Source organism: Silicimonas lutimaris, assembly GCF_047314965.1.
GTDB lineage: Bacteria > Pseudomonadota > Alphaproteobacteria > Rhodobacterales > Rhodobacteraceae > JAVJUV01.
This window is the reverse complement of the sequence record NZ_JBLBVK010000058.1, coordinates 94,429-108,075: the sequence shown is the minus strand read 5'-3', so window position 1 is coordinate 108,075 and position 13,647 is coordinate 94,429. Positions and strand designations below refer to the sequence as shown.

The window sequence follows — 13,647 nt, the reverse complement described above, 5'->3', positions numbered from 1 at the left end:
ATGCACGATATTTCGCGCCCATGCCACGCTATGCTCTCAGGATCGAATATGACGGACAGCCTTTCGCGGGCTGGCAGAGACAGGCCGACCACCCGTCGGTTCAGGGCGCTATAGAAAAAGCGCTTTCTCGGCTTGAGGATGGGGTGCCTTCGATTGCGGCGGCGGGGCGGACGGATGCGGGGGTTCATGCGCTTGGACAGGTGGCCCATTGTGACATGCAGCAGGACTGGGATCCGTTCCGACTGTCGGAAGCGCTTAACTATCATCTGAAACCCGATCCGGTCGCCGTCACGGGCTGTGTTCGAGTGGGGGATGACTGGCATGCACGCTTCTCTGCAATCGAACGGCGCTATCTCTATCGGATCGTTCTGCGGCGTGCGCCGCTGGTCCATGATCGCGGGCAGGCGTGGCGCGTGCAGCGCGCTCTCGACGTCGAAGCGATGCGCGAGGGTGCGGCGCACCTGATCGGCCTTCATGACTTCACAACCTTCCGCTCGACCATGTGTCAGGCGAAAAGTCCTGTAAAAACAATGGACGAGATCATTCTGGACGCATCGAACTATTCCTCCGGAACCGAGATCCGCGTCTCGTTGAGGGCGCGGAGCTTTCTGCACAACCAGGTCCGATCGATCGTTGGCACACTTGAACGGGTCGGCTCAGGCGCATGGGAGCCGCTGGACGTGAAGAAGGCGCTGGAGGCGCGTGACCGTGCGGCATGCGGTCCGGTCGCGCCGCCGGACGGGCTTTACCTGACCGGGGTTTCCTACGACCCGCAGGTCTTCTGAGCACCGTTCGCCGGCAACGGGCGTACGGTGGCGTTGCGCGTTTGAGGGGTGACGGTTAACGGCCTTGATTTGCAGGCTTCCGACCGTCGGCACCCGGTCGGCAAAGCGTATGCAATGCGTCGGCAAAGCGTATGGCAAAAGTATGGGTGCTTTCCGGGCGACCACCAGATCTGGTGCGCACGGTAACGAAGATTGCCAAAGCGTTAAACGACACGGCGTCGTGTATCCGATTCCCTGAGAGGCGACGGCGGGTAATCGAAGAGAGACAACCCACTCCTCCGTGATAAGCTCCTTTGGATAAACCAAAGGGGACGAGCCATGAGAGCTTTGCTGTTCACCACCGGATCCCCGTTCGCGCGCGGTGTCAGGATCGTTCTCGACGAACTCGGGCTCGACTACGAGAAGCGCGAGGAAATCACAACGCCCAGCGCCGCGCAGCGGGCGGAAGCAACCCCGACGCTGCAGGTGCCCACCTTCTGGGACGGCGACCTGACGCTGTGGGAAAGCGGGACCATCGCAGAGTATCTACTTTCGGCTTATCCACACAGGCCGGAGGCCCGCCCGCCACTGGCGCCTTCCGCATTCCGGCCCGAGGCCGAGTGGCAGGACAAGCTGACCTTTTCCACGATCCAGACCTTCGGAAACGCGGCGACGATCATTTCTCAGATGAAATGGACAGGAGTGGCTGTAGGAGACAACGCGCACTTGCAGAGAGCTGCGGAAAAACTGGCCCATATCCTGCAATGGCTCGAAAGCCAGCTAGACGACACTGGAAATGGCTTTCAGCCCGGTGTCGTATCGATACAGGACATCTTTCTTGCCGCCCATGTGCGTTTCGTGCAGGCAAGACCGCTTGGCGTCGATCTTAGGCTCGATCGCTATGAAAAGGTTTCTGCGCTGCTGGAGCGGCTGGACGCGCGCGAGAGCTTTAAAAAGAACCCGATCTGGTGGTGGGAACCCGGAGTTGTCGGATACCGCCCCGACGGGACGCCGATTTTCGAGGGCGACGCCTGACCTAAAGTGACCAGTAGTCGCAATCGGGCGCGACAAGCGTCGCAAATCGTCTTCTCCTCGCCCTGAGCAAAGCGGCAATTGCGGCCCGAACGCTCTTGTCGGGAAATGTCGATGTCGGACCTTGCTCCTCAGTTTCAGCACAACCAGACCCGCGCCCTGGAAGGGGTAGGCTGTGTCATCGTCGGGATGGCGTTCTTCGTAGTGCAGGACGGGATGATGAAATCCCTTTTGCTCACCTACCCTATCTGGATGCTGATCTTCGCGCGTGGTGTGATGGCGGTTCTGATACTTGCCCCTGCGATCCTGATACTGGGCGCGCCGCACCGGTTGCTTTCGCCGCTTTGGCCGTTGCACCTGGCACGGGCCGCGCTTTTCGCCTCGGGGTTTTCGCTGTTCTACACGGCCTTTCCCTTCATGGGGCTGGCGGAGGTCTCGACGATCTTCTTCGCCGCACCGCTGATGATCGCGGTAATGGCGGCTGTGTGGCTGGGGGAAAAGATCGGCCCCCACAGGATCGGCGCCCTGGTCGTTGGCTTCGCCGGGATCGTGATTGCCCTGAACCCCGGGAGCGATGCGTTCCAGTGGGTTGCCCTGTTGCCGCTGGCCTGTGCCGCGACCTATGCGGTTTCGCAAATCCTCGCGCGCAAGATCGGAGACCGCGAGAGCACCCTGACGACAGCGTTCTATACGGTGGTCTTTTCGGGGCTGCTGATCGTGCCCGCCGGATGGATCGTGAACCAGTTCCTGTCATTCGGCCCCGATTTTCCGCACCTGCGATGGGACTGGCCAAGCCTGACATTCGGCGAGGCTTTGCGGCTTGCGACCCTTGGGTGTGTCGGTCTGGCGGGCTATGCGCTTCTGTCTCGGGCCTATCAGATCACGAGTGCGAGCCTCGTCGCGCCGTTCGACTATTCCTATCTGCCGATGGCGACTGCGATGGCCTATTTCGTGTGGGGCGAAGTGCCCGGGCAGCATACGCTGGTCGGTATGGGACTGATCGTGGCAAGCGGTCTCTACCTGGGCTATCGGGAATTGAAGAGCTCGCGTTCGCGCATCGCCCCCCTGCCCGTGGCGGAGGCCGTGGTCGCGCCGGGCAATCCGACCGCACCGATGTCGCTGGGATCCGAGTTCAAGAGCGAAGACCCCGCGCCGTAAGCCGGGAGAGGGATGACCCGCTGCGGCCCTATTCCGGCACGGCGAAGGTGAGGTTCGCCCAAAGACTTTCCCAGATCGCGTCCTTCGCGGCCGCCAGGTCCGGTTCGGGTTCTCGCAGGACGACGGAATCGAGCATGTAGCGGTAGCCTGGCCGGACCGGGATCGTCGCTCTGCCCTCGGCATCGGTGGTCACGGTCGACACCTCGACGCTTTCGTCGGCGGCTTTTTCGAAGATCTCGATCTGCTCGCTCGCGCGCGGTGCACCGTTATAGAGCACCTGCACGTCGATCCCGTCGCTCATGTCGCCGGTGTAGGGATTTTCCAGCGCGACGATTTCGGTCAGAAGGCCAACCGCCCGGTCCGCACCCTCGCTATTGCCGATCCCGATCAGCGACTTGGCGTAGCGCGAGTAGACCTCGCGGAACTTGTCGGTCGGGAAACCCCTGGCCGCGTGCTCGTCCAGAACCCAGGCGGCGGCCTTGTGTTCGACGAAGCTCTTGAACCTGTCGTACTCGGTATAGTTGACGACGAGGTCGGTGGTCTCGTGGATCAGGATCAGAAGCCCCTCGCCCGGCGCTTCCATGTTCACCGCGGGACGGTCACCTATGGTGCCGGGAACTTCCGCCAGCTGATCGCCCAGCGCGTAGTCGAAACGGCGGAAATTCGGCGGGAGGAAAGAATAACTGGACCCCTTGTAGGTTTGCCCCACCCTTATGTCGGCGGAAACGGTGCCGCCGGTTGCGACCTGGTGTTCCAGCGGGTCGATCCAGAATTCGTGTCCCTTGGCTGAAAGGGCGAAACATGCCAAGGGAAGAGACAGTACGAGGGAGCGTAGCATGACGAAGATCTTTCGGTTCGAGTTGGTTGTCAGGGTGATCCTCGCGTGGCTGGTGTCAAGCGCCGTCCTGATCAATTCTGCGGCGGCCCACGAGGTTCAGCCCGGCGTGATGGACGTTGAAATGACGGGAGACACGCTGGATCTTTACGTCGAATGGATCCTGGAGGCGCCGATCGCCGGGCTTGACCTCGAGGGCGTGGCCGATACCAACGAGGCCGAGGGGGCCGAGGAATACGACCGTCTGCGTGGCTTCGCGCCGGAGGCGCTGGCCGAGGCTTTCGGGCAGGCTTGGCCCGATCTGCAGAGAAAGATAACCGTCCGGGCGGGCGACACGCCGCTGGAACTGACGGTGTCGGATGTCGATGTTCCCGAGGTGGGCGACGTCGAACTGGCCCGCACCTCGACCGTTCACCTGAAAGCGGCGCTGCCTGCCGACGATACGCCGCTGGTCATCGGCTGGAGCGCCGATCTGGGACCGCTGGTGGTGCGGCAGAGGAATGTCGATGGTGGTTACGCGGGATACCTCGTCTCGGGCGCGCTGTCGGACCCGATTCCGCGTACTGGCGGCACAGACCAGTCCGCCGGCGCGGCCTTCGCGGACTATATCGGCGTCGGTTTCGACCACATCGTGCCCAAGGGTCTGGACCATATCCTGTTCGTGCTGGGCCTGTTCTTCCTGTCGCTGCACCTGCGGCCACTTCTGTGGCAGGTCACGGCCTTTACGCTGGCGCACACGGTCACGTTGGCGCTGGGGGCGTTGGACATCATCCGCATTTCGCCGGATATCGTGGAGCCGCTGATCGCGGCATCGATCGTTTATGTCGCGGTCGAGAACCTGCTGGTCAGGACGCTGCATCCCTGGCGGCCGGCGATCGTCTTCGGCTTCGGCCTGCTGCACGGGTTGGGCTTTGCCTCGGTTCTGCAGGATTTCGGGCTCGGCTCCAGCCATTTCATTCCCAAGCTCATCGGGTTCAACGTGGGCGTCGAGATCGGTCAGCTTGCGGTCATCGCGACGGCCTTCCTGACGCTCGCGGTGCTGTTCGGGAGCCACTACTGGTGGCATCGCCGTATCGCCGCGCCGGTCTCGGTCGCGATTGCGGTGATCGCCGCCTTCTGGGTTCTGGAACGGACCGGTTTGATCGATCCCTCGGGCGCATGGACACCGTTCACCCTCCTGACCGAGGGCGGGCTTCCGCCCCTATGGACGCTTCTGGGCGCGGCCGCCGTCGCCACGCTTCTGACGGCCGTTCTGATGCCCATGCCGGGCGCGGACACGTTCCGCGACGTCGCGGGTTTCCTCACGTCCCTCGTGGCATTTACCGCCATCGTCGCGACCTTCACGTCCGGCGCCTGGATCATCACCGTCATTCTCGCGGCGGTCTGGGTTCTGGCGATCCGTCTGCAATCGCTGGGTGACATAGAGACAAGGTAACCTTCCGATGACCCGAACCGCCCTTGTGACCGGCGCCGCCCGCGGCATCGGTCTGGCCACCACAAAGCTGTTCCTCGAGGAAGGCTGGCAGGTCGCCATGATTGACCGCGACGCGCCAGCCCTTTCGGAGGCCGCCGCTCCGCTGGAGGGCGTGCTGCCGGTCGTCTGCGACGTGTCGGTTCCGGAGCAGGTTGCCGCGATGATCCCGGAGGTCGTCGCCTTTGGAGGCATCCACGCGCTGGTCAACAACGCCGGCGTTGCGGACTTCGGCCCGATCGAGGAGACCAGTTTCGAGCGCTGGCGCACCGTCATGGCCACCAATCTGGACGGCCCGTTTCTGGTGACGCAGGCCGCGACGCCCGCGCTGAAGGAGGCGAAAGGCGCCATTGTGAATATTGCCTCGATTTCGGGCCTGCGTGCTTCGACTTTGCGGGTCGCCTACGGCACGTCGAAGGCGGCAGTCATCCAGCTGACTCTGCAACAGGCGGCGGAACTGGGAGAGTACGGGATCCGCGCCAACTGCGTGGCCCCCGGCCCGGTGCGGACCAAGCTCGCCATGGCCGTCCACAGCCAGGCGATCATCGATGCCTACCATGATGCAATCCCTCTGAACCGATATGGGAGCGAGCGTGAAATCGCCGAGGCGATCGTGTTCCTGTGTTCGGATCGCGCCTCGTATATCACCGGGCAGGTTCTGGCCGCCGACGGGGGATTCGAAGCGACCGGAATCGGCCTTCCGGCACTTCGTGAGACGTGAGATTCGCTGCCAAGCGCCAGATATTTGACGCATTTTGCACCGAAGACATAATCAATCGACACACGACTTTCTGATTGTTTCCCCTTGGCGAACAATCAGTTGAAATTGCCGACCACCCCTGCACGTCGCGCCGAATTTCCGGTACGATTACCCGCAGTGTATTGGGGGATCCCGGTTATGTCCGGTCGTAATGTGAGGCCTGTGGTTGAAGGCACGGCGGAAAAGCCGCGCAAGACCGTTTCCGTCTACGACAAGATGCAGGAAGCGCGCGCACGTCGCGCAGCGCTACTGAACGCCTCGGAACCCGCGAACCTGCCCACCGCCGCCAGAACGGACACCGCCCCGGAACCGAAAGCCGAGCCGATCGTGCCAAGGGATACAGTGGCGGGAACGGCCTTTTTGGAACCGGAAACAGAGCAGGCCACAGCGAATCACAGCGTCACGAAATGGACGATCCGGGGTCTTGTCGTACTGCTCGTGGTGCTTGTCGGCTTTGCCGTATTCACGGCACTTGCCCAGCGCCCCGGGCTTGGTCCGGACTTCGCGCCGCCGCTGGCGAATCTGTATGAGCCGGCACTGGGTGCGCCGTTGCTCGTCACCGTTGCGCCGAAGTCGGATCGGATTGTCTTTCCGGCACCCGTGCCAGCGGTTCTCCCGGATGTGACTGCCGCTTCTGTGCCGGGACCGGCACCTGCCCCGCCACAGCAAAAGGGACCGGAACTGGCGGACACCATCGCAATCCCGGTGCCGCCCAATGCAACGCCGGCTGCGCTGATCACCCTGCCGAACGACATCCTGCCGCCGGAACGGCCGGATTTTGCCTCTGCCGACCGCGCCAACGGGTGATCCTTCTCTCGTGTTTTGCCGATCCAAAGGGCAGCATCCGCGGTTGCGCCTGTTTTTCAGTCATCTTTCCCGACGCAGTCCGGCTGCCCGCGACGATTAATACTTCGTTCGCTGGTCGGTGGTAGACTGTGTTGCGGGGAGGCCCTCTGACCGGAGTTGGCCGGATGACCACAGAACTACTTGTCCTTATCGCTGCGCATTTCGCTTGCGCTGACATCGCTGAGCAGCGCCGAATGTCCTTTGACGAGATCCAGTACTGCAGTGGCGTGTACAAGGAGATCAAGCTTGCTTTCGTCCCCGGTGTCGATGCGGAGGACTTCGCGAACCTGACGCGGGACGAGCAGATCTCCGTCAACAAGTCGGGGTTCCTTGCTTTCATCGACTGGCGACGGAGATGCCCGGCGATGGTCAGCCACCTCGAAGCTGTCGCCCGGGGAGAGGCCGAGCTGGCGACCGCGGGTTAACGGCCTTCGCTCGGCCCGTTTTTTGGGCCTACAGCACGCTTTTGACGCTGGTCGGAGAAATTTGACCGGATCAGAGACGGTTGTCACGCCAGATGGATCGGGAAGATTTCCCTGTAAAATTCGCGCTATTTTCTATAGGCTTGCCGGAGTGTGTTGGGGGATTGCCGGACATGTCCGGGCGTAATCAGACGAAAGACAGGACCTCGAGAGCGACGGGCAAGCCCGGTCGCACACTGTCTTATCATGCAAAGCTGGCCGATGCGAGAAAGCGGCGCGCGGCCTTGCAAGCCGCCGTCATGGAACCGGCGAACCTGCCCCACGCGGTCGAGCCGAAAGACATCTTCCCTGCGGAACCTGTGGTCGTGGAAGATCCGGGGAGACGATCCCTTGCCCCGGTCCGCGCACTTGCGCTGTTGCTGGTGGTCTCGGCAATCGCGGGGTTCTGGCTATTGAAGCCCAATGCGAACGGCGAGGATGCCGCGCCTGTCACCGCTTTGCCTGAGCCGGACGCGACGCCGACACCGTCGCCGATACTGGCCGCGATCCCCTTTCAGCGCCCCGTGGCGAGGCCGGGCGGCTCGGACGTGACCGACCCGCGGGCGCCAGGGACCGTTGCCGAAGCCGAAGCGCTGCCGACCACACCGCAGGAACGGATTGCAGCGACTGCGCTGACCGAGCAAATGGCTTCGACAATGCGACGGCCTGCGGTCTTGCGACCCGCCGAACTGGAGGTGCCCGAACGTCCGGGTCCGGGGCCGGCCGTTTTGTCCAAGTCCGCCGTCGCGCCGGACCCGGGTGCTTTCGAGGAGCGCAACCCCTGGGGCATTATCCGACGCGCGATAGAAGCTGGTCCGGTACAGAGACCTGTCGTCATGCCCGCCTCTGTCTTGGCGGATGCTCTGCCAGCCGTGCAGGGCACACTGGCACCGCAGCCGGCGGCTACCATCGAAAGCCCGGAGCCGCAGCCGGCGGCAACCTTGGTCCCGGTCATCTTCCACACCCCTGCCCGGTCAGCGCAGGACCAGATCGACACCCTGCGCGCGGATGCCCTAACAGCCGGTTTCGACCTTGGCGATGCACGGCGGCAGCCGGTGCGGATCCGCGCGGCGAATGTCAGGTACTACCACCCGGAAGACCGGGATAATGCCGCGCGGCTGGCCGCTGCCACCGGCGCGGAACTGCGCGATTTCACCTGGTTCCGTCCTCGTCCGTCGACCGGCACCATAGAACTCTGGGCCGAGGGACGTTCTGGCGTTACCAGAACCGAGCCGGAACGCGTGGGCCTGCTGGACGGTCTGCGCCGCGATCTGTCGATGATGGGGCGCGATATCGCGGACCTGCTGCGCGGAAACCGCTAGGACTCAGACCCATTTGGCAAGCGGCGGCAGGCTCATCAGAACCGCGTTCGCGTCATGCCCGGTTTCCAGCCCGAACTTGGTCCCACGGTCGTAGACGAGGTTGTACTCGGCATAGAGTCCCCGGTGTACTAGCTGGGTGTCCTTGTCGACCTCGGTCCACGGGGTGAGGCGTCGGCGCTCGACGAGAGGCAGATAGGCCTTGAGGAACGCGCGCCCCACATCCTGGGTGAAGGCGAAATCCTCCTCCCAGTCGCCGGTGTTGCGGTCGTCGTAGAAGATGCCGCCGACGCCGCGCGCCCTGCCCCGGTGCGGCACGAAGAAATACTCGTCCGCCCACGCCTTGAGAGCCGGGTAGATATCCGCGCCATGAGGATCGCAATGCGCCTTCTGAACGGCATGAAAATCCGCAGTGTCCTCGTCATACTCGATGCAGGGGTTCAGGTCGGAACCGCCACCGAACCACCAGGCATGAGGCGTCCAGAACATCCTGGTGTTCATGTGCACGGCCGGTACGTGCGGATTCTGCATATGGGCCACCAGGGAAATGCCCGAGGCCCAGAAGCGCGGGTCGTCCCTCATGCCGGGAATGCCCTTGCGCGCGGCCATGGCGGCCTGCGCCCGTTCGCCCAGCGTGCCGTAGACGGTCGAGACATTCACGCCGATCTTCTCGAAGACACGCCCGCCGCGCATCACGCTCATCAGGCCGCCGCCGGCGTCGGACCCATCGTCCGAGGAGCGCTTGGTTTCGGTCACTTCGAACCGGCCTGCGGGCCGGTCGGAAAGCGGGCCCTCGGTCTGGCTGTCTTCCATAAGTTCGAAGGCGGCCACGATGTCGTCGCGCAGCTGCCGGAACCAGGCGCTGGCGCGGGTCTTCTTGTCGTTGAACTGTTCAGTCATCTCATTCGTCTCTTGTTTCGCGCAGACTGGCACAGTGCGCGGGCGGGTGAAACTCCCTTGTGACAGATCAAGTCGCAATCCCTTTCCCGGCGCTATTGCTGGCTTGGAACTTGGGAAACAGGGCGATGCTGGAACACGGACACGAACCGGACGAAGTTGCAAAGCGCATAAGGGCGCCGGATGGCCCGTCGCATCTGCGCGACGTGATCTACGGCGCGATCGACGGCGCAGTGACGACATTTGCCATCGTCGCGGGCGTTGTCGGCGCGGATCTTTCGACAAGGGTCATCATCGCGCTTGGCATCGCCAACGTGCTTGCGGACGGGTTTTCAATGGCCGCAAGCAACTATTCCGGCACCAAGGCGGAACTGGATGACGCGCGACGCCTGCGCGAGATTGAGGCCCGGCATATCCGGCTGGCCCCCGAGGGCGAGCGCGCGGAACTTAAGGAAATCCTTGCGGGAAAGGGGCTTGAGGGCGATGTCCTGAACGCCGCAGTCGATGCGATCGCCAGCAACAAGAAGAACTGGATCGACATGATGCTGGTCGAGGAATACGGCCTGTCGCCGGTCGATCCGCATCCTCTTCGTGCCGCGACCGCAACCTTCATCGCCTTCCTCTTGGCCGGGATGGTGCCGTTGTTGCCCTATCTCTTCAGCCTGGGCGATCCGTTCCGCTGGTCCATCGTCGCGACGGCCCTGACCTTCTTCGCGGTCGGAGCGCTGAAATCCGTCTGGTCGCTTGCGGCATGGTGGCGCTCGGGGATCGAGACCCTGATCATCGGCGGCGCGGCAGCCTCGATCGCGTATTTCGTGGGAACGCTGTTCGCGGCCTGAGACGGACCGGCTTTCCTCGGCTCAACGGCAGTACTTGAGGTTGTGTGCCAATCGCGCGGTCAAGAGATGCCGAGCATTACATGCCTCGTCAGTCCTGCGCAGCAGGCGGGGTGCAGGTTCGCCGAACTCTTCCTTTCAGGCCGCGACGTTCTTTCCCTGACAGATGCGTGCGGGCTCCGGGTTTACCTCTGCAATACTTGGCACTATAGCACGCTTCATGATGTTTCGTTCGGCGATTATCATTCGAATTACAGGCCCGGCGCTCTGAACCATGAGCCGCCGGGTTTCAGGCGTTGAGCCCGCTCCGCCGCCCCTCCTGACACGCTGAGACCAAGGACACGTTCCATGTGTGCTGACACGCCCGAGTACAAAGACACGCTTTTCCTGCCCGAGACCGAATTTCCGATGCGCGCCGGCCTGCCGCAGCGCGAGCCAGATTGGCTGGCACGCTGGGAGAGGATCGGCGTCTATGACCGCTTGCGTGAGAAGGAGGGCCGTCCCTCTTTCGTCCTGCATGACGGCCCGCCCTATGCCAATGGCCACCTGCACATCGGCCACGCGCTGAACAAGACGATCAAGGACATGATCGTGCGCTCCCATCAGATGATGGGGTTCGATTCCCGATACGTGCCGGGCTGGGACTGCCACGGACTGCCCATCGAATGGAAAATCGAGGAGCAGTACCGCCAGAAAGGCAAGGACAAGGACGACGTTCCCGTCATCGACTTCCGGCAGGAGTGCCGCAAGTTCGCCGAGGGCTGGGTCGACGTTCAGCGCGAGGAATTCAAGCGTCTCGGCATCACCGGCAACTGGGCCGATCCGTACCTGACGATGGATTTCCACGCCGAACGCGTGATCGCCGAGGAATTCATGAAGTTCTTGATGAACGGCACGCTCTATCAGGGCTCGAAGCCCGTGATGTGGTCGCCGGTCGAGGAGACCGCGCTGGCCGAGGCCGAAGTGGAGTACCACGACAAGGAGAGCTTCACGATCTGGGTGAAGTTCCGTGTCGCCGGCGGTGACCTGGACGGTGCCTACGTCATCATCTGGACCACCACGCCCTGGACCATCCCGTCGAACAAGGCGGTGGTCTTTGGCAAGGACGTCTCCTACGGGCTGTACGAGATCACGGGCCGGCCCGAGGAATGCTGGGCGCGGATCGGCGACCGCTATATCCTTGCCGACAAGATGGCGGCCGACGTGATGGCCCGCGCGCGGCTGGACGAGACCATGTATCGCCGCCTGGGCGATGTGGACCCGTCCGTCATCTCGGGTGTTTCCCACCCCTTGGCCGATGCCGAGGGCGCGAATGGCGAATGGGACGACCTCCGCGATTTCCGGGCCGCAGACTTCGTCAGCGACGAGGAAGGCACGGGCTTTGTCCATTGCGCCCCGTCCCACGGGATGGAGGAGTTCGAGCTTTACCGCGATCTGGGCATGCTGGAGCAGGTCATCACCTACAACGTGATGGACGACGGCAGCTTCCGCGAGGATCTGCCCTTCTTCGGCGGCAAGCGCATCCTGCGCGCCAAGCCGAAGAACGGCGATTGGGAGGGCGACGCGAACGCTGCCGTCATCTCGAAACTGATCGAGGTTGGCGGTCTTCTGGCGCGTGGCAAGATCAAGCACAGCTATCCGCATAGCTGGCGCTCGAAGGCCCCGGTGATCTACCGCAACACGCCGCAATGGTTCGCCGCCATCGACCGCAAGATCGAGGACGGGCAAGGCACTTATGGCGACACGATCCGGGAACGCGCACTGACCTCTATTGATAGCCTTGTGAAGTTCACGCCGCAGACCGGGCGAAACCGCCTGTATTCGATGATCGAGGCGCGGCCCGACTGGGTGCTGTCGCGGCAGCGCGCCTGGGGCGTGCCGCTGACCTGCTTCACGAAGAAGGGCGCGCTGCCGACGGATGCAGACTTCCTTCTGAGGAACGAGGCCGTCAACTGGCGCATCGGCGAGGCATTCGAGGCCGAGGGCGCGGATTGCTGGTATGCCGACGGCGCCAAGGAGCGGTTCCTGGCGAATGACGCGAACCCGGACGAGTACGACCAGGTGTTCGACGTGCTGGACGTCTGGTTCGATTCCGGCTCGACCCATGCCTTCGTTCTGCGTGACCGCGCGGACGGCACCGAAGACGGGATCGCGGACGTGTATATGGAAGGCACCGACCAGCATCGGGGCTGGTTCCATTCGTCCCTGCTGCAGGCCTGCGGTACGCTGGGCCGCGCGCCCTATCGGAACGTAGTCACCCACGGCTTCACGCTGGACGAGAAGGGCAACAAGATGTCCAAGTCGCTCGGAAACACGATCGTTCCGGACGAGGTGGTCAAGCAATACGGCGCGGATATCCTGCGGCTTTGGGTCGCCCAGACCGACTACACCGCCGACCAGCGGATCGGGCCGGAGATCCTGAAGGGCGTTGCCGACAGCTATCGCCGCCTGCGCAACACCATGCGCTTCATGCTGGGCAACCTTGCGGGCTTCACCGATGCCGAGCGCGTCGAGCCTGCGGACATGCCCGAACTGGAGCGGTGGGTGCTGCACCGTCTGGCCGAACTCGATGAGCGCGTGCGTGCCGGCTACAAGGCCTACGACTTCCAGGGCGTGTTCCGCGCGATCTTCGAGTTCGCCACTGTCGATCTCTCGTCCTTCTACTTCGACGTGCGGAAAGACGCGCTGTACTGCGACGGAGCCCATAGCCTGCGTCGCCGCTCGGCGCGGACTGTTCTGGACCTGCTGTTCCACCGGCTGACCACGTGGCTGGCGCCGATCCTGGTCTTCACGATGGAGGACGTGTGGCTGGACCGGTTCCCGGGCGAAGGGTCGTCCGTGCACTTGGAGGACATGCCCGAGACGCCGGCCGACTGGCGCGACGAGGTGTTGGCGGCGAAGTGGTCGGGGATCCGGCGCGCCCGGCGCGTTGTGACCGCCGCGCTGGAAGTTCAGCGCCGCGACAAGGTGATCGGCGCCTCGCTGGAGGCGGCGCCGGTGGTTCATGTGGCCGACCCGGACGTTCTGGCTGCACTCAAGACGGTTGCCTTCGAGGATATCTGCATCACGTCAGGCGTCTCGCTGACCGACGACCCCGCACCGGACGAGGCCTTCCGCCTGCCGGAGACCGAGGGGATCGGCGTGGTCTTCGAGACGGCGGACGGCGAGAAATGCCAGCGCTGCTGGAAGATCCTGCCCGATGTGGGTGCCCATGCGCATACGGGCACCTGCCGGCGCTGCAACGAGGCGCTGGGCTGATTTCCCACCG

12 protein-coding genes are annotated in these 13,647 nt (G+C 63.4%); 10 read left to right on the top strand and 2 right to left on the bottom strand.

Annotation, left to right across the window (positions count from 1 at the left end):
* Nucleotides 1–20: 20 nt before the first annotated feature.
* The 3 genes from truA to ACKLNI_RS20140 all read left to right on the top strand — a co-directional run bounded on the left by truA (nt 21) and on the right by ACKLNI_RS20140 (nt 2,954).
* Complete coding sequence (gene truA, locus ACKLNI_RS20150; RefSeq protein ID WP_413720905.1) at nt 21–785, top strand: tRNA pseudouridine(38-40) synthase TruA; 765 nt, start codon at nt 21–23, stop codon at nt 783–785.
* A gap of 318 nt (nt 786–1,103) precedes the next feature.
* The gene (locus tag ACKLNI_RS20145) at nt 1,104–1,799 is read left to right on the top strand and encodes a glutathione S-transferase family protein (protein ID WP_413720904.1); all 696 of its coding nucleotides are present in this window, start codon (nt 1,104–1,106) and stop codon (nt 1,797–1,799) included.
* Between the two features lie 111 nt (nt 1,800–1,910).
* Nucleotides 1,911–2,954 (top strand): DMT family transporter, encoded by a 1,044-nt coding sequence (locus ACKLNI_RS20140; protein WP_413720903.1) that lies wholly within the window; start codon nt 1,911–1,913, stop codon nt 2,952–2,954.
* Between the two features lie 28 nt (nt 2,955–2,982).
* On the opposite strand, the gene ACKLNI_RS20135 is transcribed toward ACKLNI_RS20140, so the two are convergent.
* Nucleotides 2,983–3,792, bottom strand: a complete 810-nt coding sequence (locus tag ACKLNI_RS20135) for a DUF4198 domain-containing protein (protein ID WP_413720902.1) — start codon at nt 3,790–3,792, stop codon at nt 2,983–2,985.
* Between ACKLNI_RS20135 and ACKLNI_RS20130 the strand changes: the two genes are divergently transcribed.
* The 5 genes from ACKLNI_RS20130 to ACKLNI_RS20110 all read left to right on the top strand — a co-directional run bounded on the left by ACKLNI_RS20130 (nt 3,791) and on the right by ACKLNI_RS20110 (nt 8,649).
* Nucleotides 3,791–5,224, top strand: coding sequence for a HupE/UreJ family protein (locus tag ACKLNI_RS20130; protein ID WP_413720901.1), 1,434 nt, complete (start codon nt 3,791–3,793; stop codon nt 5,222–5,224). The genes ACKLNI_RS20135 and ACKLNI_RS20130 overlap by 2 nt on opposite strands.
* Nucleotides 5,225–5,231: 7 nt before the next feature.
* On the top strand, nt 5,232–5,981 hold the full coding sequence (locus ACKLNI_RS20125; RefSeq protein ID WP_413720900.1) for an SDR family NAD(P)-dependent oxidoreductase: 750 nt from the start codon (nt 5,232–5,234) through the stop codon (nt 5,979–5,981).
* Nucleotides 5,982–6,158: 177 nt separating this feature from the next.
* Nucleotides 6,159–6,827 (top strand): hypothetical protein, encoded by a 669-nt coding sequence (locus ACKLNI_RS20120; RefSeq protein WP_413720899.1) that lies wholly within the window; start codon nt 6,159–6,161, stop codon nt 6,825–6,827.
* 164 nt (nt 6,828–6,991) lie between these two features.
* Nucleotides 6,992–7,291, top strand: coding sequence for a hypothetical protein (locus tag ACKLNI_RS20115; protein WP_413720898.1), 300 nt, complete (start codon nt 6,992–6,994; stop codon nt 7,289–7,291).
* 170 nt (nt 7,292–7,461) lie between these two features.
* Nucleotides 7,462–8,649, top strand: a complete 1,188-nt coding sequence (locus tag ACKLNI_RS20110; RefSeq protein WP_413720897.1) for a hypothetical protein — start codon at nt 7,462–7,464, stop codon at nt 8,647–8,649.
* Nucleotides 8,650–8,652: 3 nt separating this feature from the next.
* Here ACKLNI_RS20110 and hemF read toward each other — a convergent pair whose 3' ends face one another.
* A complete protein-coding gene (hemF, locus tag ACKLNI_RS20105) occupies nt 8,653–9,546 on the bottom strand; it encodes an oxygen-dependent coproporphyrinogen oxidase (RefSeq protein WP_413720896.1) in 894 nt (297 codons plus the stop codon).
* A gap of 125 nt (nt 9,547–9,671) precedes the next feature.
* Between hemF and ACKLNI_RS20100 the strand changes: the two genes are divergently transcribed.
* Complete coding sequence (locus tag ACKLNI_RS20100; protein ID WP_413720895.1) at nt 9,672–10,382, top strand: VIT1/CCC1 transporter family protein; 711 nt, start codon at nt 9,672–9,674, stop codon at nt 10,380–10,382.
* A 345-nt stretch (nt 10,383–10,727) separates the two neighbouring features.
* Nucleotides 10,728–13,637 carry an isoleucine--tRNA ligase gene (ileS, locus tag ACKLNI_RS20095; protein WP_413720894.1) on the top strand — a complete coding sequence of 970 codons (2,910 nt, stop codon included), beginning with the start codon at nt 10,728–10,730 and terminating at the stop codon, nt 13,635–13,637.
* Nucleotides 13,638–13,647: the final 10 nt, after the last annotated feature.